Annotated in this window: 18 protein-coding genes; 14 read left to right on the forward strand and 4 right to left on the reverse strand. The window is 61.9% G+C overall.

Annotated elements, in window-relative coordinates; all coding sequences use genetic code 11:
• The first annotated feature begins 3 nt into the window (after positions 1–3).
• The 4 genes from ACTJK9_RS09065 (at position 4) to ACTJK9_RS09080 (ending at position 6,772) form a co-directional block, all read left to right on the forward strand.
• A complete protein-coding gene (locus tag ACTJK9_RS09065; RefSeq protein ID WP_440813421.1) occupies positions 4–3,600 on the forward strand; it encodes a DUF2339 domain-containing protein in 3,597 nt (1,198 codons plus the stop codon).
• A complete protein-coding gene (locus tag ACTJK9_RS09070) occupies positions 3,597–4,961 on the forward strand; it encodes a DUF3999 domain-containing protein (protein ID WP_221398510.1) in 1,365 nt (454 codons plus the stop codon). The genes ACTJK9_RS09065 and ACTJK9_RS09070 overlap by 4 nt, the downstream gene beginning before the upstream one ends.
• A 194-nt stretch (positions 4,962–5,155) precedes the next feature.
• Positions 5,156–6,166 carry a class 1 fructose-bisphosphatase gene (locus ACTJK9_RS09075; protein WP_007952492.1) on the forward strand — a complete coding sequence of 337 codons (1,011 nt, stop codon included), beginning with the start codon at positions 5,156–5,158 and terminating at the stop codon, positions 6,164–6,166.
• Positions 6,167–6,169: 3 nt separating this feature from the next.
• The gene (locus ACTJK9_RS09080; RefSeq protein WP_440813424.1) at positions 6,170–6,772 is read left to right on the forward strand and encodes a DUF924 family protein; all 603 of its coding nucleotides are present in this window, start codon (positions 6,170–6,172) and stop codon (positions 6,770–6,772) included.
• A gap of 13 nt (positions 6,773–6,785) precedes the next feature.
• On the opposite strand, the gene ACTJK9_RS09085 is transcribed toward ACTJK9_RS09080, so the two are convergent.
• The 3 genes from ACTJK9_RS09085 to ACTJK9_RS09095 form a co-directional block, all read right to left on the reverse strand.
• On the reverse strand, positions 6,786–7,118 hold the full coding sequence (locus tag ACTJK9_RS09085; protein WP_440813427.1) for a type II toxin-antitoxin system RelE/ParE family toxin: 333 nt from the start codon (positions 7,116–7,118) through the stop codon (positions 6,786–6,788).
• Entirely contained in the window at positions 7,115–7,387 is a 273-nt protein-coding gene (locus ACTJK9_RS09090; RefSeq protein WP_039764708.1) for a type II toxin-antitoxin system Phd/YefM family antitoxin, read from the reverse strand. Before ACTJK9_RS09090 ends, ACTJK9_RS09085 begins: the two co-directional genes overlap by 4 nt.
• Positions 7,388–7,518: 131 nt before the next feature.
• Positions 7,519–9,411: a methyl-accepting chemotaxis protein gene (locus tag ACTJK9_RS09095; RefSeq protein ID WP_221398512.1), complete on the reverse strand. Its 1,893-nt coding sequence runs from the start codon at positions 9,409–9,411 to the stop codon at positions 7,519–7,521.
• A gap of 282 nt (positions 9,412–9,693) precedes the next feature.
• Between ACTJK9_RS09095 and ACTJK9_RS09100 the strand changes: the two genes are divergently transcribed.
• Positions 9,694–9,948, forward strand: coding sequence for a hypothetical protein (locus tag ACTJK9_RS09100; protein ID WP_016772095.1), 255 nt, complete (start codon positions 9,694–9,696; stop codon positions 9,946–9,948).
• A gap of 31 nt (positions 9,949–9,979) precedes the next feature.
• Positions 9,980–10,549, forward strand: coding sequence for a lipocalin family protein (locus ACTJK9_RS09105; protein WP_064592853.1), 570 nt, complete (start codon positions 9,980–9,982; stop codon positions 10,547–10,549).
• A 48-nt stretch (positions 10,550–10,597) separates the two neighbouring features.
• On the opposite strand, the gene ACTJK9_RS09110 is transcribed toward ACTJK9_RS09105, so the two are convergent.
• A complete protein-coding gene (locus ACTJK9_RS09110; protein WP_064592855.1) occupies positions 10,598–11,962 on the reverse strand; it encodes a formimidoylglutamate deiminase in 1,365 nt (454 codons plus the stop codon).
• A gap of 145 nt (positions 11,963–12,107) precedes the next feature.
• Here ACTJK9_RS09110 and hutC point away from each other — a divergent pair, with 145 nt between their 5' ends.
• From hutC to hutH, 8 genes are all read left to right on the forward strand, one after another.
• Positions 12,108–12,818, forward strand: a complete 711-nt coding sequence (hutC, locus tag ACTJK9_RS09115) for a histidine utilization repressor (protein WP_170844914.1) — start codon at positions 12,108–12,110, stop codon at positions 12,816–12,818.
• A 9-nt stretch (positions 12,819–12,827) separates the two neighbouring features.
• Positions 12,828–13,397, forward strand: a complete 570-nt coding sequence (locus tag ACTJK9_RS09120) for a HutD/Ves family protein (RefSeq protein WP_440813434.1) — start codon at positions 12,828–12,830, stop codon at positions 13,395–13,397.
• A gap of 420 nt (positions 13,398–13,817) precedes the next feature.
• Positions 13,818–15,500: a urocanate hydratase gene (gene hutU / locus ACTJK9_RS09125; protein WP_039764719.1), complete on the forward strand. Its 1,683-nt coding sequence runs from the start codon at positions 13,818–13,820 to the stop codon at positions 15,498–15,500.
• A gap of 144 nt (positions 15,501–15,644) precedes the next feature.
• The gene (locus ACTJK9_RS09130) at positions 15,645–17,117 is read left to right on the forward strand and encodes a purine-cytosine permease family protein (protein WP_440813438.1); all 1,473 of its coding nucleotides are present in this window, start codon (positions 15,645–15,647) and stop codon (positions 17,115–17,117) included.
• 70 nt (positions 17,118–17,187) lie between these two features.
• On the forward strand, positions 17,188–18,156 hold the full coding sequence (locus ACTJK9_RS09135) for an ABC transporter substrate-binding protein (protein WP_085611155.1): 969 nt from the start codon (positions 17,188–17,190) through the stop codon (positions 18,154–18,156).
• Between the two features lie 84 nt (positions 18,157–18,240).
• The gene (locus ACTJK9_RS09140; protein ID WP_007952475.1) at positions 18,241–19,092 is read left to right on the forward strand and encodes an ABC transporter permease; all 852 of its coding nucleotides are present in this window, start codon (positions 18,241–18,243) and stop codon (positions 19,090–19,092) included.
• Positions 19,089–19,919, forward strand: a complete 831-nt coding sequence (locus ACTJK9_RS09145) for a quaternary amine ABC transporter ATP-binding protein (protein ID WP_440813441.1) — start codon at positions 19,089–19,091, stop codon at positions 19,917–19,919. The genes ACTJK9_RS09140 and ACTJK9_RS09145 overlap by 4 nt, the downstream gene beginning before the upstream one ends.
• A 72-nt stretch (positions 19,920–19,991) precedes the next feature.
• A complete protein-coding gene (gene hutH / locus ACTJK9_RS09150) occupies positions 19,992–21,515 on the forward strand; it encodes a histidine ammonia-lyase (RefSeq protein WP_440813444.1) in 1,524 nt (507 codons plus the stop codon).
• Positions 21,516–21,610 lie beyond the last annotated feature (95 nt).

Below are 21,610 nucleotides of genomic sequence, written 5' to 3' on the forward strand. Positions count from 1 at the left end.
ACCATGCAATGGATGTTCATGTTGATCGGGCTGCTGCTCGGCTGGCTGCTCGACGAGTCGTTCAGCGATGCGCTGTTGGGCGCGTTGCTGGGGCTCGCCATCGGCCAGGCGATGCGTATCGCGCGGCTCGGTTCACAGGCTGCCGAGCAACAGCGTCAGCTGGATCACGCGAAGATCGCGTTGCAGGGCGTCGAGCAGCGACTGTTTCTGCTGGAGGGTGCTCCGGCGTATTCGCCAGCGCCGCCGAGTGTCGCCCCGGCCAGCGCAACGGTCGTTGAGCCCGTCACGGTAGTTGAACAACCCTCTGCCGCAGAACCCGAGCTGGTCTGGGAACTGCCACCCGAACTCGAACCTGTTGCCGTCGCCGCCAGCGAATCCAGCCAGCCGCTGCCGGTCGATGTCTGGCGTCTGGACGCCGTTACGCCTGAACCTGAACCCCGACAACCCGCCGAGCCCCGTGGCCCGAACCTCATCGAACGCGGTATCAGCGCTGCGCGAAACTGGCTGTTCGGGGGCAACACTGTGCTGCGTGTCGGCGTGGTGCTGTTGTTCTTCGGTCTGGCGTTCCTGCTGCGCTACGCCACCGAAGGCATGGTGGTGCCGATCGAATTGCGTTACGCCGGAGTTGCGGCAGCAGCGTTGGGCTTGCTGGCGCTGGGCTGGTGGTTGCGCCATCGCAACAACAGCTACGCCTTGATGCTCCAAGGCACCGGGATCGCGGTGCTATACCTGACGGTGTTTGCGGCGATGCGTCTGCATCCGCTGCTCGATCCGTCTGCCGCGCTGGGCTTGCTGGTGGCGGTGACGGTGTTTTCGGCCATTCTGGCCATCACCCAGGATTCCCTGGCCCTGGCCTGCGTCGCCGCACTGGGCGGTTTCGCCGCGCCGATCCTGACCTCCACCGGGGCCGGCAACCACGTCGCGCTGTTCAGTTATTTCGCGCTGCTCAACGCCGGTATTCTGGCCATCGCCTGGTTCAAGGCCTGGCGCCTGCTCAACCTGATCGGCTTCGTGGGCACCTTCGGCATCGGTTTCGCCTGGGGCTTGCGTTTGTACACGCCGGAACTGCTGTGGAGCACCGAACCGTTCCTGCTTCTGTTCTTCCTGATGTACCTGGCCATCGGTCTGCTGTTCGCCCGGCGCAAGTTGCTGGACATGCCGGATGCCCCGGCGGACGGTGACCGCGAGGCGCTGCTGCACTGGTCGGCGCGCAAGGGCGATTACGTCGACGGGACGATGCTGTTCGGTCCGCCGCTGGTGGGTTTCGGCCTGCAATTCGCGCTGGTCCAGCATCTGGAATTCGCTGCCGCGTTCAGTGCGCTGGCGCTGGGCATGATCTACATGGCCCTCGCCAGAATGCTGATAGGCGGTCGGGCGATGTTGCTGGGCGAGACTTGCCTGGCGCTCGGGGTGATTTTCGCCAGCCTGGCGATTCCGCTGGGGCTGGATGCACGCTGGACGTCCGCGGCCTGGGCGGTGGAGGGCGCGGGGATTTTCTGGCTCGGTTTGCGTCAGCAACGGCCGTTGGCCCGGGCTTTCGCATTGCTGCTGCAACTGGGTTCGGCGCTGGCGTTTCTCAGTCAGTTGCGGGTTGGCGAAAGCAGCCTGCTCGACGCTGCGCCGCTGGGCGCATTGATGCTCGGCGCGGCCTTGTTGTTCAGCTTCTATCAATTGCGCAAGGCGTCGCCGGAGCAAACCTCGCTGTGGGAGCGTCAGGGCTTGCCGGTGCTGGCGTGCCTGGGGCTGACCTTCCTGTATTTGCTGGCGCCGCTGTTCTTCTTCATTCAGGGCACGGCGATCAGTTGGGCATTGGCCGGGCTGGCGACCTTGTTCGTCGGCTTGCGCCTGCAATCGCGCACGTTCCTGTTCACCGCGTTTGCCGTGCAACTGCTCGGCGGGGCGTTGTTCCTGTTGCGCCTGCAAGGGGCGGGCGAGGATTCGGCGGCGGTGTTCAGCGCTGGCTGGAGCGGTCTGTTCAGCGCCTCATTGATCGGTCTGGCGTTGATCGCCGGCATGCTGCTGGCGGCGCGCGACGAGATGGTGCGCAGCGATGTTCGTCTGCTGCGCGGGTTGTCGGTGGTGCTGCTGGCGGGTCTGGTGCTGATCAATCTGGCGGTGTTGTTCGTGCTGCCATGGCAGACCGCGAGCGCGGTATGGGCGGCCAGTGGCTTGCTGATCATCTGGCTCAGTCTGTACCTCAAGCAGCGCGTGAGTTTTGTCTTCGGTCTGCTGTTGCAACTGATCGGCGGCGCGGCGTTTCTGCTCGCCGGCCCCGAGTTGTTGGGGCCGTTGTCCAGCGAGGGGCTGCGACCGCTGGCCCATGGCGGATTCTGGACGCCGCTGGTGCTGGGTCTGGCGGCGATGATCGGGGCGTGGCGCCTGCAATTGGGCAATCACGCCTCGGCGTTTGACGTGCTGAGTCTGCAGCGCCTGTCCGACGTGTTGCTGGTGTGGGGCGCTGGTTGGTGGGCGCTGGCGTGGGTCAGCGAAGTGCTGCGGTTTGCGCCGCTGAATCTGCAGGGGCCGCTGTTGCTGCTGGTCGCTGCGCTGAGCGCCGCGTTGTGGACACTGTTGGCCTTGCGCCTGAAATGGCCGTCGCTCGGGTTGCTCTGCACCTTGCTGATTCCGGCGGCCGGGCTGGTGTTGCTGGCCGCGTGGCATTCGCGTTATCACCCGGCGGCGGATTTCGGCTGGCTGGCGTGGGCGGCGGTGTTCGTTGTGCATTTCATCAGCCTGCGACGTCTGGCACCGATGCTGCCGGCACGGGCCTTGAGCACGGCTCATGTGCTCGGTTGCTGGCTGCTGATCGGCGTGCTGGCGCTGGAATTACGCTACGGCCTGCTGCTGTTGTCCGAGCAATACAACGCCTGGCGCTGGCTGGGCTGGGCGATTCTGCCGAGCGTGTATCTGTTGCTGATGGCCGCGCCGCGTCAGTGGCCATGGCCGGTGGCGGCGTTCCCTCGCGAATACCGTTTGTATGCGGCGGCGCCGCTGGCGGTGCTGATGCTGATCTGGTTCTGGCTGGCCAATGGCATCAGCGATGGCAATGCCGAGCCGCTGCCTTATGTGCCGCTGCTCAACCCGCTGGAATTGGGTCTGCTGTTTGCGCTGTTCGGTGTCTACGTCTGGTCGCGCAGCGCCGTCGCCGAGCTGTCGATCCGCCAGGATTACGCCGCTTACGCGACGCAACTGATTGCTGGCGTTTCCCTGTTTGCGTTCTGCACCGCGCTGGTGACCCGCGCCGCGCACCATTGGGCGGGCATTCCGTTCGAGCTGGATCTGTTGCTCGACTCGATGCTGGTGCAGGCCGGCTTGTCCATTGTCTGGACGTTGATGGCGCTCGGGCTGATGATCGGCGGGCACCTGCGCCATCGCCGCGAAGTGTGGCTGATCGGCGCGGCGCTGATTGCGCTGGTGGTGGCCAAACTGATCTTTGTCGAATTGAGCAACCGTGGCGGACTGGCCCGGATTGTCTCGTTCATCGGCGTTGGTGTGTTGTTGCTGGTGGTGGGTTATTTTGCGCCGCTGCCGCCCAAACGCGTTGAAGCTGCACCGGTGTCGGACCAACCGGCCCCGGAAACCGAAGGAGTGTCGTCTTGAGTCGCAAGCTTAATCTCGGGTGGCTGTTGCTGGGCGTGGCCATGGCGGCCGGCGCCCAGGAAAAACCGGCGGACTTCGCCGCGCAGGTACCGTTGTCGGTCAGCGGTTCCGGCCCGTGGTATCGCCTCGAACTGCCGCTGAGCGTGCAGTTGCAGGCGCGCCAGACTGATCTCAGCGATCTGCGAGTGTTCAACGCCGCCGGAGAACCGCAGGCCTATGCGCTGGCCCGGGAATCAGCGCAGACCCGCGACGACGGTCAGTTGCATGAGGTGAAGTGGTTCCCCCTGTACAACTCGGCGGATGCCACCGAGCGCGCGCCGAGCGTACGCGTGCAATCCACCACCACCGGTACGCTGGTGGAAGTGCAGCCGTCCAGCCAGCTCGAAGCCGGGGAAGAAGTGCTGCGCGGCTGGCTGCTCGACGCCAGCGCGATCAAGGCGCCGTTGCAGCAACTGATCCTCGACTGGACCAGCGAGCGCGACGGCTTCCAGCGTTTCAGCATCGAGGCCAGCGACGACTTGCAGCACTGGCAAGCCTGGGGCGAAGGTCAGGTCGCGCGCCTGACCTTTGCCGACGAACGGGTCGAGCAACATGAAGTGGCGCTGCCCGGGCAATCGGCTCGCTATCTGCGTCTGCTGTGGGATTCGCCGGCCTCGGCGCCGGTCCTGACGTCGGCGCAACTGAAAAGCAGCGACCCGCGCAACCTGCCGCTGCCATTGGTCTGGTCGCCGGCACTGGCCGGCAGCAGCGGCAAGCCCGGGGAATACACCTGGCAGTTGCCGATGGGGCTGAACATCGAGCGGGTGCAGGTCGAACTGAAACAGGCCAACAGCCTCGCACCGGTGACGTTGTCGGGGCGTCGCGAAAGCAGCCTGCCGTGGCAACCGCTGAGCAGCGGCTTGCTCTATCGTCTGACCCAGAACGGCCAGGATGTGGTGCAGAACGAATTGCAGCTCTACGGCCAAACCGTGCAGCAGTTGAAACTGACGGTCGACGAACGCGGTGGCGGTCTCGGCGAGCAGGCGCCGAGCTTGAAATACGCGGTGCGCGCCACTCAGGTCATTTTCCTCGCGCGCGGCGACGGACCGTACAGCCTGGCGCTGGGCAATCCGACCGTGAAGACGGCGAACCTGCCGCTGACCACGCTGATCCCCGATTTCAAACCGGAGAAACTGGCCACACTGGGCAAGGCCACGGTGCAGGGTAAAGCGCTGGCGACTCAGACCTCGACGGCCACCACGGCTGCGACCACCGATATCAACTGGAAGAAATTCGGCCTGTGGGCGGTGTTGCTGCTCAGTGTGCTGTTTCTGGCGGCGATGGCCTTCAGTCTGCTGCGCAAGCCGTCGGCCAAGTCGTGAATATGACGGGTGTGACCTCCACACCCGTCGGGTTTGCATCTACGCTGAATCCGGTGCCTGAACTCTCTCGGTTCGATCACGTCTGATAGCAGGAATTGCCCCCGACGCACGTTACCGGCGTCATTGCTCGCTACGGTTTCAGACTCCCTGTAAACTGCGCGGGTTTTTAGCCCCCCATTCCACCGGAGCCGTCCATGTCCCGCGTTACCCTGAGTCGCTATTTGATTGAGCAGACCCGCAGCAACAACACTCCTGCCGATCTGCGTTTCCTGATCGAAGTGGTGGCGCGCGCCTGTAAAGAGATCAGCCACGCCGTGTCCAAAGGCGCCCTGGGCGGTGTTCTGGGCAGCATGGGCACGGAAAACGTGCAAGGCGAAGTGCAGAAGAAGCTCGACGTGCTGTCGAACGAGATCCTGCTCGAAGCCAACGAGTGGGGCGGTCACCTGGCCGGCATGGCGTCCGAAGAAATGGACAATGCCTACCAGATCCCGGGCAAATACCCGAAAGGCGCCTACCTGCTGGTATTCGACCCGCTGGACGGTTCGTCGAACATCGACATCAACGCCCCGGTCGGCACTATCTTCTCCGTGCTGCGTTGCCCGAACGAATACCTGAGCCAGAACGAAGCGCTGGATGAAAAGGCCTTCCTGCAGCCAGGCACTCAGCAGGTTGCCGCCGGTTATGCGATCTACGGCCCGCAAACCATGCTGGTGCTGACCCTGGGCCACGGCGTCAAAGGCTTCACCCTGGACCGCGAAATGGGCAGCTTCGTGCTGACTCACGAAGACATCACCATTCCTGAATCCACCCAGGAATTCGCCATCAACATGTCCAACCAGCGTCACTGGGAAGCTCCGGTACAGCGCTACGTTTCGGAGCTGCTGGCCGGTGAAGAAGGCCCGCTGAAAAAGAACTACAACATGCGTTGGGTCGCGGCGATGGTTGCCGACGTGCACCGCATCCTGACCCGTGGCGGTCTGTTCATGTACCCGCGCGACAGCCGCGAGCCGTCCAAACCGGGCAAACTGCGCCTGATGTACGAAGCCAACCCGATGTCGTTCCTGGTGGAACAGGCGGGCGGCGCTTCCACCGACGGCCACCAGCGCATTCTCGACATCAAGCCTGAAGGCCTGCACCAGCGCGTAGCGGTGTTCCTCGGCTCGAAAGAAGAAGTCGCCCGCGCCACGGCTTACCACAAGGAATAAACCATGACCGCGCCCTGGCAGCCGTTGCTCGATTGGTGGTTCGGTCATGCCGAATCAGCCACTGAAGTTTCGGCGCAACAGGGCAAGTTGTGGTTCGGCAAGAAAGACAGCCAGGACCTCAAAGCGCGTGAGCGTTTCGGGGTCTTTGTCGATCAGGCCCTCGCTGGCGAATTGACCGAGTGGACGCAACATCCCGAAGGTTGGCTGGCGCTGGTGCTGCTGCTCGACCAACTCCCGCGAATGATCTTTCGCGATACGCCCAAGGCTTTTTCCGGCGATCTACGGGCACAGAAACTGGTGGCTCAGGGGATTGCTGCAGACTTCGATCGGCAGTTGAAACCGATCCAGCGACTCTTCATCTACCTCGTCTTCGAACACTGCGAAAACCTCGCGGTGCAGAATGAAGCGGTCTCGCGATTCATCGAACTGGTGGCTGAACAGCCGGAAGCGGAGCGTGGGGTGTTTGCCGACAATCTGGATTATGCCGAGCGGCATCAGAAGGTGATTGCGCGGTTTGGACGGTTTCCGCATCGCAATGTGGTGTTGGGGCGGGAGTCTACGGTTGAGGAGCTGGAGTTTCTTTCGCAGCCGGGGTCGAGTTTCTGAAGCTGCATCAGACTCACGGATTGCCTTGAAGCAAACGCTTCATCAAGAGTGCAGGCAGGTTTTTTCTCGTATCGGCGATGATATGGATATAGATGGTTTGCTCTCGGACTTCATAAATGATGCGATTCAAGCCAGAGATGACTTGTCGATATTGACCAAGGTTCAGCCTTTCTATTTCTTCGGGAATGGAACCTGAATAGGGTAAGGATGCGAGACTGCGAATAGCGATCTTCAAGCTGGCATAAGTGCTATGCCAGGTTTGAGGTGAGAACTGTTTGATGAGGTAGGTGCGAAGATCTTTGAGATCTGTTTCGGTGGACTGAAGAATAACGACCTTCAAACTCATTGGGGGTCGATCCTGTCCAACTCTGCGAAAACGTCTTCAACGTCCCTGTACTTGCCTTCCTCAATTTCTCGATTTCCCATGGCAAGCAGTTTGAGCAGAGCCATTGTTTCTTCCTGCTCTTCAAAACTTTTGACGTCCATGACTACAAGCTTCGCTTCGCCGTTCTGGGTAATCACCAGCGGCTCACGGCTTTCGCTAATCGTTTTGACGATTTCGGCGGTATGGCTTTTCAGGTAGCTGATGGGTTTGATCTGGGATGAAAGCTTCACGGGCTGCGCCTCGCTGAGTGGACTAGGACTGAGTTTAGTCTTAATTCAGTCCTGAGTCAGTCCGAGGTGACAAGCGTGTCTAGCGTTGTTCCGTCTTCGCGGGTTCAAGCGCGAAGAAGGCTTCGAACGACTCAGATCCGGAAGCTGCCAACCAACTGCTTCAACCGCGCCGCCTGCTGCTCCAGATCCGCACAAGCCCGCAACGTCGCCTGCAAGTTCTCCACACCTTCCTGGTTCAGCGTGTTGATCTCGTTGATATCAACGTTGATCGACTCGACCACCGCCGTCTGCTCTTCCGTCGCCGTCGCCACCGACTGATTCATGCCGTCGATCTCGCCGATGCGCTGGGTCACGCTGCCCAAGCGTTCGCCGGCCTGGTTGGCGATGCCGACGCTGCTTTCGCTCTCGCGCTGGCTCTCGGTCATGATGCCGACCGCCTGACGCGCGCCGACTTGCAGCTCTTCGATCATCTTCTGCACTTGCTGCGCCGAATCCTGGGTGCGGTGCGCCAGGTTGCGGACTTCGTCGGCGACCACCGCGAAACCACGACCGGCCTCACCGGCACGGGCCGCTTCGATCGCGGCGTTGAGCGCCAGCAGGTTGGTCTGCTGGGAGATGCTGGTGATCACTTCCAGAATCTGCCCGATGTTCACGGTGTTGCTGTTCAGGGTTTCGATGTTGCCGCAGGAGTCGCTGATCTTCGCCGACAGCTGTTGCATCGCGTGGATGGTTTTATCCACAACCTGCTGGCCGTCTTCGGCCAGGCTGCGCGCATCGCTGGAATGTTGCGAGGCGAGGGCGGCGTTCTGGGCGATTTCCTGGGCGGCGGCGCCGAGCTGGTTGATCGCGGCGGCCACGCTGTTGGTGCGCGAGGCCTGCTGGTCGGAGTTGAACATCGACGAGTTCGACGCCGCGACCACGCGCAGGGCGACTTCGTTGACCTGCCCGGTGGCCGACGACACTTCGCGGATCGAAGTGTGGATGCGCTCGACGAAACGGTTGAACGACAGCCCCAGCGCACCGAATTCATCGTGGCCGTGGATGGTCAGGCGTTTGGTCAGGTCACCTTCGCCTTCGGCGATGTCGTGCATGGCGCGGCCCATGGTCAGCAGCGGCTGCATCAGCACGCGGATCAGCATGCCGAGCAGGGCGATGATGATCACCACGGCGATGACCATCGCGATCAGCGCCGAGGTGCGGAACTCGCTGAGCATCGAGAACGCGGTGTCCTTGTCCAGCACCAGCGCCACGTACCAGTCGGCCGACGGCACGCCGTTGACGCGGGTGAAGGAGATCAGCTGGGTCTTGCCGTCGAACTCGACTTCTTTCAGACCCGGGCTGACTTTCGGCGCGCCGTTGGGGTAGGCCTCGGCGAGGGTCTTGAGCACCAGCTTGCTGTCCGGGTGGATCAGGATCTTGCCGTCGGCGCTGACGATGAACGCATGGCCGTGGCCGCCGAAGTTCAGCGAGTTGATGATCGCGCTGACGCTGGACAGATCAATGTCGGCGCCGGCCACACCGATCATCTGGCCCTGGCGCTGCACCGGGGTGGCGACCGTGATGACCAGTTTGCCCGACGAGGCGGCGATGTACGGTTCGGTGACGATGGTCTGTTGCGCAGCGTTGGCGGCCTTGTACCAGCCACGGGCGCGCGGGTCGTAATCCGGCGCGCGGTTGCCGGCCGGGACCGAGAACATCACGCCGTCGGCGCCGCCGAAGTAGCTGAGCTGGAAATTGCCAGTGTAGGCGGGCAGGTCGATGATGCGTTTCAGGCTGGCCGGGGCGTTGCCGTCGGCGACAACCTGTTGCGCCATCGATTGCAGCAACTGGATGCGGCTTTCCAGCCAGGTCTGGATGTTGCTGGTGGTCAGGCTGCCCAGTTCCTGCATCGACGCTTCGGTGCTGCTTTGCAGGGCTTCGCGCTGGCGATAGTCGTTGAAAAAAATGAAACAGGCGAATGCAACGGCCACCACGAGGGCGGCAGCCAACAAGATCTTGTGGCTGAATTTCATGTTTCTGGTCATTAAGAGAGCTACCGCGAAGGGGCTGGTCAACAAAGGGCGGCAATTTGCCACACTATCGGGCTTTGCGCTGCTCTTATTTCGACCGCGGCGCGCCAAAGATTAGGCGGCTTTTGTGAAAGTCGACGAAATGCTCAATAGCCCCACAAAGTGTCTGATTTACCGATGAATGCCGGACGAGCGGGCGAACAAATAGCCGGTCTGCCAGGGAACCAGACAGGGGTTTTCTCTTCTAAGCTTCTGGTTGGCGCCATGCCATCCCCCTTCCGCTCCAGGAGTTACACCATGTCGCTGCGATCTATCGCCCTGCTGTCGTTTTGCGTGCTGTTGGCCGCATGCAGCAAGGTCAATCAGGAAAACTATTCGAAGCTCTCGGCCGGCATGGCCAAGTCCGAAGTCGAGACGCTGCTTGGCAAGCCCACCGATTGCTCGGGCGCGCTGGGCATGTCCAGTTGCACCTGGGGCGACAAGAACAGCTTTATCAGCGTGCAGTACGCCGGTGACAAAGTGCTGATGTTTTCCGGCCAAGGCCTGAAGTAAACCGGGGCCACGCGCCCACGGGAGAAAAACAATGAAGCGGTTATTGCTTGTCCTTTTGGCCGGCCTGGTATTGGCTGGCTGCGCCACGTCCGGTGAAGATCCGCTGGCGCCGAAGACGGTCAACAGTGTCAATCTCAAGCGTTACCAAGGCACCTGGTACGAGCTGGCGCGTCTGCCGATGTATTTCCAGCGCAATTGCGCGCAATCCGAAGCCCGTTACTCGCTCAAGCCCGACGGCAATATTGCGGTGTACAACCGCTGTCTGACGGCAGACTGGAAGTGGGAAGAGGTCAAAGGTACGGCTTATCCACAGGTGCCGGGCAAGACCGACAAGCTGTGGGTTGAGTTCGATACCTGGTTCTCGCGCCTGATTCCGGGTGTGGCGAAGGGTCAATACTGGGTGCTGTACGTCAGCGATGACTACAAGACCGCCCTCGTGGGCGACCCGAGTCGTCGCTATCTGTGGCTGTTGTCCCGCACGCCGACCGTCAACGGTGTGGTGCGTGAGGAACTGCTGAGCAAGGCGCGCCAGCAGGGTTACGACACCACGCGCCTGATCTGGCGGGCGTCGGATCAGCAGATGGCCAAGACGTCCAACTGACGCGCAACAAAAAACCTGTGGAGGTCGCCCTCCACAGGTTTTTTTATGTCAGCCCAAAAGCTCTCGCAGAACCTGGGTGAAGGCGCGATTGCTGTCCTCTTCCCCGGCATGTCGGCCCTCTCGAACAACCCACTGACCATTGACCAGCACATCGCGCACCTGACGGTCGCCGCCGGCAAACAGCCAGCGATTGAGAATCCCGTCACCGCTGGCCGTGGCCAGGTACGGATCGCTGCCATCGAGCACAATCCAGTCGGCACGCTTGCCGACCTCCAGCGCACCGATCGGCTGGCCCAGCGCCTGAGCACCTCCATCCAGCGCCGCGTCATACAACGTGCGGCCGACCATCGGCTGATCCGCGCCATACAAGCGATTGCGCCGCTGATCGCGCAGGCGCTGGCCGTATTCCAGCCAGCGCAGTTCTTCCACCACGCTCAACGACACATGGCTGTCGGAGCCGATGCCCATGCGCCCGCCCTGAGCGAGGAAATCCACCGCCGGAAAAATCCCGTCGCCGAGGTTGGCCTCGGTGGTCAGGCACAGGCCGGCGATGGCGCGACTCTTGGCCATCAGCGTGACTTCTTCCGGATTGGCGTGAGTCGCGTGGACCAGGCACCAGCGCTGATCGACTTCGGTGTTTTCATACAGCCATTGCAGCGGGCGACGACCGCTCCAGCTCAGGCAGTCGTCGACTTCCTTCTGCTGTTCGGCGATGTGGATGTGCACCGGGCATTGCTGGTCGCTGGCCGCCAGCACTTCGCTGATCTGCTGCGGCGTGACCGCGCGCAACGAGTGGAAGCACAGGCCCAGCGACTGCGCCTTTTGCTGTGCCAGCAACGGTTGCAGACGCGATTGCAGCTTCAGGTAACTTTCGGTGCTGTTGATGAAGCGGCGCTGGCCTTCGTTCGGCGTCTGGCCGCCGAAACCGCTGTGGCTGTAGAGCACGGGAAGTAACGTCAGACCGATGCCGGCCGAGCTGGCCGCCTGGCTGATACGCAGGGCCAGCTCGGCCGGATCGGCATAAGGCTGGCCGTTGTTATCGTGGTGGACGTAATGGAATTCGGCGACCGAGGTGTAACCGGCCTTGAGCATTTCGATGTACAGCTGACGGGCGATCACACCGAGCTGGTCGGGGCTGATTTTTCCGACGAGCCGATACATCAGATCGCGCCAGGTCCAGAAACTGTCGTTGGGATTGCCGGCCACTTCCGCCAGTCCCGCCATCGCTCGCTGGAACGCGTGGGAGTGCAGATTCGGCATTCCCGGCAGCAGCGGACCGCTCAGTCGTTCGGCGCCGTCTGCAGTGGAATCGGCCTGGATTCGGGTCAAAACGCCATCGGCGCTGACCTCGAGACGTACATTGTTGGCCCATCCGTTAGGCAGCAGCGCGCGTTCGGCAAAGAAGGCGGACATGGTTCAGCACCCCATCGTGTGTTATTTGTATATACATATACAGACGTTTGCCTGCCCGGTAAACTCCGGCAAGCTAGCCACTTTCACCAATGAACAGGGATCCACCGTGCCGACTCCGCCTCCAGTCTCCCCGTTGGCCGCGAACATGGGCGACAGTCCGGCGCCCTTGTACGCCCGCGTCAAACAGATGATCACCCAGCAGATCGACAGCGGTAACTGGCCGCCGCATTACCGCGTGCCGTCGGAAAGCGAGCTGGTCAGCCAGCTGGGTTTCAGCCGCATGACCATCAACCGCGCACTGCGGGAAATGACCGCCGACGGTCTGCTGGTACGCATGCAAGGCGTCGGCACGTTTGTCGCCGAACCGAAGAGCCAGTCCGCGCTGTTCGAGGTGCACAACATCGCCGACGAAATCGCCTCCCGTGGCCATCGCCACACCTGCCAGGTGATCACCCTAGAAGAAGAGGCCGCCGGCTCCGAGCGCGCGCTGGCGCTGGATATGCGCGAAGGGCAAAAGGTCTTTCACTCGCTGATCGTGCACTACGAAAACGATATTCCTGTGCAAATCGAAGACCGCTTCGTCAATGCGTTGGTCGCCCCGGAATACCTCAAGCAGGACTTCACCCTGCAAACGCCTTACGCCTACCTGAACCAGGTCGCGCCGCTGACCGAAGGCGAGCACGTGGTCGAAGCGATTCTTGCCGAAGCGTCCGAATGCAAATTGCTGCAGATCGAAAAAGGCGAGCCTTGCCTGCTGATCCGCCGCCGTACCTGGTCGGGTCGTCAGCCGGTCACGGCGGCACGCCTGATTCACCCCGGTTCCCGTCATCGTCTGGAAGGACGGTTCCATAAATAGAGAGCATAAATGAATGGTTTGAAGGTTTTACGCGCCGAAGGCTACCCGCGCATGCCGTGGAAAAACGGCGGCGGCAGCACCGAGGAAATCACCCGTGACGCCGGCGCCGGCCTCGACGGTTTTGGCTGGCGTCTGTCGATTGCCGACATCGCCGAATCCGGCGGCTTTTCGACCTTCGCCGGTTACCAGCGGGTCATCACGGTGTTGCAGGGCGACGGCATGACCCTGTGTGTCGACGGCGACGATACCCGGCCGTTGTTACCCCTCGACCCGTTTGCCTTCAGCGGCGAAAGCCAGGTGTCCTGCACCTTGCTCGGCGGCGCGATCCGCGACTTCAACCTGATCTACTCGCCCCAGCGTTACAGCGCACGCCTGCAATGGCTGGACGGCGAGCAGCGGTTTTTCAGTTCGGCGAGCACCGTGCTGGTCTTCAGCGTCAGCGAATTGCTGGAGGTCACGGTCGGTGACAGTGCGTCGCAACTCGGCCGCCATGACTGTCTGCAACTGGACGGTAACACCGGGCTGACCGAGATCGCCGTGAATGCCGGCTGCTGCGTGATCGAACTGTCCCCGCGCTGATCCTTCACACGCTCTTCGTGGGAAACGATCAAAAACCGCTGCTTTGAAAGCAGCGGTTTTTTTTCGTCCCGACGTTCCCGAAATGCGCACCAACTTGTTACCGAACGCCCCAGCGTGGCGCAGAACCACGCTTCCGTAACAACCTCTCGTCACCCTCAATCCACCCCGCGAAAAATTTCATGGACGCCAGAGCCCTTGATTCAGGCGCTCTGCAGCCCTGTTCGGAATTTTTATTGAACAGCCCTCCAACAAGTTGGCCGCTTGATTGCATATGCTTGTATGTACAAGTAAAGACGTATGCGTATGAGTCGATCGAGACTCTCCGCAGCGTCCACTGATTCGCTTGTCGCGCACTGAGGCGCACAGGCTGCTTGCCCACTGCCAGGGTTGGTTTGAATTGATCGCTGAGGAGTCTTTTTCGTGACTGACAACAAAACCACTAAGTTTCGTGACGTCGAAATCCGTGCCGCCCGCGGCAACAAGCTGACCGCCAAGAGCTGGCTGACCGAAGCGCCGCTGCGCATGTTGATGAACAACCTCGACCCGGAAGTCGCCGAGAACCCGAAAGAGCTGGTGGTCTACGGTGGCATCGGTCGCGCGGCGCGTAACTGGGAGTGCTACGACAAGATCGTCGAGAGCCTCACCAACCTGAACGAAGACGAAACCCTGCTGGTGCAATCGGGCAAGCCGGTCGGCGTGTTCAAGACCCACAGCAACGCCCCGCGCGTACTGATCGCCAACTCCAACCTGGTGCCGCACTGGGCGACCTGGGAACACTTCAACGAACTCGACGCCAAAGGCCTGGCCATGTACGGCCAGATGACCGCCGGCAGCTGGATCTACATCGGCAGCCAGGGCATCGTCCAGGGCACCTACGAAACCTTCGTTGAAGCCGGTCGCCAGCACTACAACGACAACCTCACCGGCAAGTGGGTCCTGACCGCCGGCCTCGGCGGCATGGGCGGTGCCCAGCCACTGGCCGCAACCCTCGCCGGTGCCTGCTCGCTGAACATCGAATGCCAGCAGATCAGCATCGATTTCCGCCTCAAGACCCGCTACGTCGACGAGCAGGCCAAAGACCTCGACGACGCGCTGGCCCGCATCGCCAAATACACTTCCGAAGGCAAGGCGGTTTCCATCGCCCTGTGCGGCAACGCCGCCGAAATCCTTCCGGAACTGGTCAAGCGCGGCGTGCGCCCGGACATGGTCACCGACCAGACCAGTGCCCACGACCCGCTCAACGGTTACTTGCCGGCCGGCTGGACCTGGGACGAATACCGCGCCCGCGCCAAGACCGAGCCAGCCGCTGTGGTCAAGGCCGCCAAGCAATCGATGGCCGTCCACGTCAAAGCCATGCTCGACTTCCAGAAAATGGGCGTACCGACTTTCGACTACGGCAACAACATCCGTCAGATGGCTCAGGAAGAAGGCGTCGAAAACGCATTCGATTTCCCAGGCTTCGTACCGGCCTACATCCGTCCGCTGTTCTGCCGTGGCATCGGCCCGTTCCGCTGGGCGGCGCTGTCCGGTGATCCGCAGGACATCTACAAGACCGACGCCAAGGTCAAGGAACTGATCCCGGACGACGCCCACCTGCACAACTGGCTGGACATGGCCCGTGAGCGCATCAGCTTCCAGGGTCTGCCGGCGCGTATCTGCTGGGTCGGCCTGGGCCTGCGCGCCAAGCTCGGTCTGGCGTTCAACGAAATGGTGCGCAGCGGCGAGCTGTCGGCACCGATCGTGATCGGTCGCGACCACCTCGACTCCGGCTCGGTTTCCAGCCCGAACCGTGAAACCGAATCGATGCAGGACGGCTCCGATGCCGTTTCCGACTGGCCACTGCTGAATGCTCTGTTGAACACCGCGAGCGGTGCGACCTGGGTGTCCCTGCACCACGGCGGTGGCGTCGGCATGGGCTTCTCCCAGCACTCGGGCATGGTGATTGTCTGCGACGGTACTGACGAAGCGGCCGAGCGTATCGCTCGCGTGCTGCACAACGACCCGGGCACCGGCGTCATGCGTCACGCCGATGCCGGTTACCAGATCGCCATCGACTGCGCCAAGGAACAAGGGCTGAACCTGCCGATGATCACCGGCAAGTAGTGCTTGCCCTGTAGGAGCGAGCCTGCTCGCGATAGCGGTTTGTCAGTCAACGAAAATGTTGCATGAACCGCCCTCATCGCGAGCAGGCTCACTCCCACAGGAACCAAAACAGCAAAATCCAGAACAATCCACAGAGGTTGAATCATGGCGGGCAACACCGATCGTGCAGGCAGTAAACCGTTGATCGAAAGGCGTTCGATCGACTACATCCCGGAAGCGGAAAGACACGGTCGTCTGTTCAGTCAGTTCACCCTGTGGATGGGTGCCAACCTGCAAATCACTGCGATTGTCACCGGGGCCCTGGCCGTGGTGCTGGGCGGCGATGTGTTCTGGTCGTTGATCGGTTTGCTGATCGGTCAACTGCTGGGCGGCGGGGTGATGGCGCTGCACGCGGCGCAAGGGCCGAAGCTTGGCCTGCCGCAGATGATTTCCAGCCGGGTGCAGTTCGGCGTCTACGGCGCGGCGATTCCGATCGTGCTGGTGTGCCTGATGTACCTCGGCTTCACCGCCACCGGAACGGTGTTGTCCGGTCAGGCGCTGGGCCAGTTGTTCGGGGTCAGCGACACCGTCGGCATCCTGCTTTTCGCCAGCGTCATCGTCGTGGTCACGGTGCTCGGCTATCGGGTGATCCACTGGATCGGCCGCATCGCCAGTGTCATTGGCGTGATCGCTTTCGTGTACCTGTTCAGCCGTCTGATGAGTCAGGTGGACGTCGGCGCACTTCTGGAAATCCGCCACTTCAGCTGGAGCAGTTTCCTGCTGGCGGTGTCGCTCGCGGCCTCCTGGCAGATCGCTTTCGGCCCGTACGTGGCGGACTACTCGCGTTACCTGCCGAGCAAGGTGTCTTCGGTGAAAACCTTTTTCGCCGCCGGTGCCGGTTCGGTGATTGGTGCGCAGGTGGCGATGATCCTCGGTGTGTTCGCGGCCGCTTCGGCCAACGGGCAATTCGCCGGTCATGAAGTCGCCTACATCGTCGGTCTGGGCGGGACCGGTGCCACCGCCGCGCTGCTGTATTTCAGCATCGCGTTCGGCAAGGTCACCATCTCCACCCTGAACTCCTACGGCAGCTTCATGTGCATCGCGACCATCATCAGCGGCTTCCGTGGTCACCTGACGGTTACCCGGATGCAGCGTCTGGTGTTCGTGCTGGGGATCGTCGGCGCGGCGACCCTGATCGCGCTGCTCGGCCAGCACTCGTTCCTCGGTGCGTTCAAGTCCTTCATCCTGTTCCTGCTGGCGTTCTTCACGCCGTGGAGCGCGATCAATCTGGTGGACTACTACTGCATTACCCGCGAGCGCTACGACGTACCGGCGCTGGCGGATCCGAACGGTCGCTACGGCCGCTGGAACATCCTCGGTATCAGCGTTTACGTGTTCGGGGTGCTGGTGCAACTGCCGTTCATTTCCACCAAGTTCTATACCGGTCCATTGGTAGCAGCCCTGGGGGATGTGGATATTTCCTGGATCATCGGTCTCGTGCTGCCCGCAGCGCTGTATTACGTCTGCGCGAAAAAATGGCACGGCACCGTACCCGATCAACTGATTCTGCCCGTCGAGCAGGACAGCGTTGTACAACCTAAAACAAGCGGGGCCGGTCGCGCTGCGGCGCAGGCCTGATTTGGACGTGGACAGGGCTGGATGCCTCTTGACTGCCGTAAGCCAATTCATGATTAGGAGCGTCACAACAATGAAATCGAACAAGACCCTGCTGACCACATTGCTTTCCATGGGCCTGCTGGCCAGCGCCGGCGCGACCCAGGCCGCCGGCTGGTGCGAGTCCGGCAAACCGGTGAAATTCGCCGGCCTGAACTGGGAAAGCGGCATGCTGCTGACCGACCTTCTGCAAGTGGTGCTGGAAAAAGGTTACGACTGCAAGACCGACAGCCTGCCGGGCAACTCCATCACCATGGAAAACGCCCTGAGCAGCAACGACATCCAGATCTTCGCCGAAGAATGGGTCGGCCGCAGCGAGGTCTGGAACAAGGCCGAGAAGGCCGGCAAGGTCGTCGGTGTCGGCGCGCCGGTGGTCGGTGCGGTGGAAGGCTGGTACGTGCCGCGCTACGTGATCGAAGGCGATGCCAAGCGCAAGATCGAAGCGAAGGCACCGGACCTGAAAAACATCGCCGATCTGGGCAAATACGCCGCCGTCTTCAAGGACGCCGAAGAACCGTCCAAGGGCCGCTTCTACAACTGCCCGGCCGGCTGGACCTGCGAGCTGGACAACAGCGAAATGCTGAAAAGCTACGGCCTGGAAAACAGCTACACCAACTTCCGCCCGGGCACTGGTCCGGCGTTGGATGCGGCCGTGCTGTCGAGCTACAAACGTGGCGAGCCGATCCTGTTCTACTACTGGACGCCAACCCCGCTGATGGGCCAGATCGACGCAGTCAAACTGGAAGAGAAACCGGGCGTCGACAAGACCGTGACCATCAAGGTCGGTCTGTCCAAGACCTTCCACGAACAAGCGCCGGAGCTGGTGGCCGTGCTGGAAAAGGTCAACCTGCCGATCGACCTGCTGAACCAGAACCTGGGCCGCATGGCGAAGGAACGTATCGAGTCGCCAAAACTGGCGAAAATCTTCCTCAAGGAACATCCTGAGGTCTGGCATGCGTGGGTCAGTGAAGACGCTGCCAAGAAAATCGACGCGGCGCTGTAGGTCGAATTCCTCCCGGCCAACCGAGAGGCTGGCCGGGGTGTTCGCCGCAATCGCTTGATTGAGTTTCCTGATTGAGAGCCGCTTATGTTTCCCGAAAGCTTTACCTTTTCCATCGCCGACTGGGTCAACGGTTGGGTCGATGCGCTGGTCACCAACTATGGCGATGTGTTCCGCCATATCTCCGACACCCTGCTGTGGGCCATCGTCAATCTTGAAGGCCTGCTGCGCGCCGCACCGTGGTGGTTGATGCTGGCCATCGTCGGCGTCGTGGCCTGGCACGCAACGCGCAAAGTCGTGACCACCGCCGTGATCGTCGGTCTGTTGTTCCTGGTCGGCGCCGTCGGTCTGTGGGACAAGTTGATGCAGACCCTCGCGCTGATGATGGTGGCGACGGTCATTTCGGTGCTGATCGGCGTACCGCTGGGGATTCTCTCGGCGCGCAGCAATCGCCTGCGTTCGGTGCTGATGCCGCTGCTCGACATCATGCAGACCATGCCGAGCTTCGTGTACCTGATTCCGGTGCTGATGCTGTTCGGCCTGGGCAAGGTGCCGGCGATTTTCGCCACCGTGATCTACGCCGCGCCGCCGCTGATCCGTCTGACCGATCTGGGCATCCGCCAGGTCGACGGCGAAGTGATGGAAGCGATCAACGCCTTCGGTGCCAACCGCTGGCAGCAACTGTTCGGCGTGCAACTGCCGCTGGCCCTGCCGAGCATCATGGCCGGGATCAACCAGACCACCATGATGGCCCTGTCGATGGTGGTAATCGCCTCGATGATCGGCGCCCGTGGCCTGGGTGAAGATGTGCTGGTGGGCATTCAGACCCTCAACGTCGGACGCGGTCTCGAGGCCGGTCTGGCGATCGTGATTCTCGCAGTGGTCATCGACCGCATTACCCAGGCGTATGGTCGGCCACGGCATGAGGTGAGCAAATGAGCAACGCAACCGTGAGCAAGATCGAAGTCAAAAACGTCTTCAAGATTTTCGGCAACCGCGCCAAGGACGCTCTGGCGATGGTCGGCCAGGGCAAGACCAAGGATCAGGTGCTGAACGAAACCGGTTGCGTGGTCGGGGTCAACGACTTGTCCCTGAGCATCGGCACCGGCGAGATCTTCGTGATCATGGGCCTGTCCGGCTCCGGCAAATCGACCCTGGTGCGTCACTTCAACCGCCTGATCGACCCGACCAGCGGCGCGATCCTGGTGGACGGCGTGGACATCCTGCAATACGACATGGAAGCCCTGCGCGAATTTCGCCGGCACAAGATCAGCATGGTGTTCCAGAGCTTCGGTCTGCTGCCGCACAAGACCGTGCTCGACAACGTCGCCTACGGCCTGAAAGTGCGCGGCGAGATCAAGCAGCTGTGCGCGGAACGCGCGCTGCACTGGATCAACACCGTGGGCCTCAAGGGCTACGAAAACAAATACCCGCACCAGCTCTCCGGCGGCATGCGCCAACGTGTGGGCCTGGCCCGCGCCTTGGCAGCGGACACCGACATCATCCTGATGGACGAAGCGTTCAGCGCGCTGGATCCGCTGATCCGCGCCGAGATGCAGGACCAGTTGCTGGAGCTGCAAAAGACCCTGCACAAGACCATCGTCTTCATCACCCACGACCTCGACGAGGCCGTGCGCATCGGCAACCGCATCGCGATCCTCAAGGACGGCCGCCTGATCCAGGTCGGCACGCCGAAAGAGATCCTGCATTCGCCGGCGGACGAGTATGTCGACCGCTTCGTGCAGCGGCGGGCGGCGGTGGTTTAAACAGATTTGTGTTGGCTGGGCCGGCCCCGAAAGCGTCGGCAAAGCTGCATCAATGTTCGGATGAGGTTTTAGATGTCCCAGGCTGAAAAAATCGTTATCGCCGACGCTCCGATGCGTTGGCAGGATGTGGTCGCAGTCGCTCGTCATGGCGCGCAGCTCGAGCTGTCGGCCCAGACCTGGGCGCGCATTGAAAACGCGCAGGGCATCGTCCAGCGCATCGTCGCCAGCGGCGAGCGCGCCTATGGCGTGAACACCGGGCTCGGTGCGCTGTGCAATGTTTCGCTGAAAGACGAACAGCTCAGCCAGCTGTCGCGCAACACCTTGCTCAGCCATGCCTGCGGCGTCGGTCCGGTGCTGGCCGATGAGCAGACCCGCGCCATCCTGTGCGCTGCGATCCGCAACTACAGCCACGGCAAATCCGGCATTCATCGCCGGGTGGTCGAAGCGCTGCTGGCGCTGCTCAATCGCGGTATCACCCCACAAGTGCCGTCCCAGGGTTCGGTGGGTTACCTGACCCACATGGCGCACATCGGCATCGCGCTGCTGGGCGTGGGCAATGTCAGCTATCGCGGGCAGATCGTGTCTGCACAGCAGGCGCTGGCCGAAGAGGGCCTGCAACCGGTGCAGCTCGGGGCGAAGGACGGTCTGTGCCTGGTCAACGGTACGCCGTGCATGACCGGCCTCGGTTGCCTGGCGATTGCCGACGCCACGCGTCTGGTGCAATGGGCCGATGTGATTGGCGCCATGAGTTTCGAAGCCCAGCGCGGCCAGATCGCCGCGTTCGATGCCGAGATCATTGCGCTCAAACCGCATCCGGGCATGCAGCAGGTCGGCGTCAATCTGCGCGCCTTGCTCGATGGCAGCGAAGTGATCGCCGGGAGCAAAGGCATTCGCACCCAGGATGCCTTGAGCATCCGCTCGATCCCGCAGGTGCACGGCGCCGCCCGCGATCAACTGGAACACGCGATCAAACAGATCGAAACCGAACTCAACGGCTGCACCGACAACCCTTTGCTGCTGGGCACGCCGGACGATTTCCGGGTGATGTCCCAGGCCAACCCGCACGGGCAATCAGTGGCGCTGGCGGCGGATCTGCTGGCCATTGCAATGGCCGAAATCGGCTCGATTGCCGAGCGGCGTCTGGATCGCCTGATCAACCCGCACGTCAGCGGCCTGCCGGCGTTTCTGGTGGCCAATCCGGGGGTGAACTCCGGGATGATGATCGTGCAATACGTCGCCGCGTCGCTGTGCGCGGAAAACCGCCAGTTGGCGCAACCGGCGGTGCTCGACAATTACGTCACTTCGGGCCTGCAGGAAGACCATCTGAGCATGGGCACCAACGCCGCGCTGAAGCTGTACCGCGCGCTGGAAAACTGCACGCAGATCCTCGCCATCGAGTACCTGCTGGCGGCCCAGGCGTTTGAATTTCTCAAGGAACAGCGCTTCGGCGCGGGCACCGATACCGCCTGGCGACTGCTGCGCGAAAAAGTCCCGGCCTACGATCAGGACCGCTGGCTGGCGCCGGATATCGCCGCTGCCGCAAGCGTTCTGAAAGATACGGATCTGCTGCACAACGCATTACCGAATTTGCACTGAAAACTACCCACGCCAGCGTGCCAAGGCGCGGCTCCCCAAAAGGGCAGACGCGACGGACAACGGACATCTCCGGAGCGTCTGGCGAGTTAACAATA

It is taken from the genome of Pseudomonas sp. 22082 (genome assembly GCF_052046055.1).
In the GTDB taxonomy this organism is placed as follows: Bacteria; Pseudomonadota; Gammaproteobacteria; order Pseudomonadales; family Pseudomonadaceae; genus Aquipseudomonas; species Aquipseudomonas pharyngis.

Bases quoted from the DNA above. Each gene is read 5' to 3' on its own strand.
- ACTJK9_RS09065 (WP_440813421.1), top strand. From the start codon at position 4: ATGCAATGGATGTTCATGTTGATCGGGCTGCTGCTCGGCTGGCTGCTC.
- ACTJK9_RS09075 (WP_007952492.1), top strand. From the start codon at position 5,156: ATGTCCCGCGTTACCCTGAGTCGCTATTTGATTGAGCAGACCCGCAGC.
- ACTJK9_RS09080 (WP_440813424.1), top strand. From the start codon at position 6,170: ATGACCGCGCCCTGGCAGCCGTTGCTCGATTGGTGGTTCGGTCATGCC.
- ACTJK9_RS09085 (WP_440813427.1), bottom strand. From the start codon at position 7,118: ATGAGTTTGAAGGTCGTTATTCTTCAGTCCACCGAAACAGATCTCAAA.
- ACTJK9_RS09095 (WP_221398512.1), bottom strand. From the start codon at position 9,411: ATGACCAGAAACATGAAATTCAGCCACAAGATCTTGTTGGCTGCCGCC.
- ACTJK9_RS09100 (WP_016772095.1), top strand. From the start codon at position 9,694: ATGTCGCTGCGATCTATCGCCCTGCTGTCGTTTTGCGTGCTGTTGGCC.
- ACTJK9_RS09105 (WP_064592853.1), top strand. From the start codon at position 9,980: ATGAAGCGGTTATTGCTTGTCCTTTTGGCCGGCCTGGTATTGGCTGGC.
- ACTJK9_RS09110 (WP_064592855.1), bottom strand. From the start codon at position 11,962: ATGTCCGCCTTCTTTGCCGAACGCGCGCTGCTGCCTAACGGATGGGCC.
- hutC (WP_170844914.1), top strand. From the start codon at position 12,108: ATGGGCGACAGTCCGGCGCCCTTGTACGCCCGCGTCAAACAGATGATC.
- ACTJK9_RS09120 (WP_440813434.1), top strand. From the start codon at position 12,828: ATGAATGGTTTGAAGGTTTTACGCGCCGAAGGCTACCCGCGCATGCCG.
- ACTJK9_RS09130 (WP_440813438.1), top strand. From the start codon at position 15,645: ATGGCGGGCAACACCGATCGTGCAGGCAGTAAACCGTTGATCGAAAGG.
- ACTJK9_RS09135 (WP_085611155.1), top strand. From the start codon at position 17,188: ATGAAATCGAACAAGACCCTGCTGACCACATTGCTTTCCATGGGCCTG.
- ACTJK9_RS09140 (WP_007952475.1), top strand. From the start codon at position 18,241: ATGTTTCCCGAAAGCTTTACCTTTTCCATCGCCGACTGGGTCAACGGT.
- ACTJK9_RS09145 (WP_440813441.1), top strand. From the start codon at position 19,089: ATGAGCAACGCAACCGTGAGCAAGATCGAAGTCAAAAACGTCTTCAAG.
- hutH (WP_440813444.1), top strand. From the start codon at position 19,992: ATGTCCCAGGCTGAAAAAATCGTTATCGCCGACGCTCCGATGCGTTGG.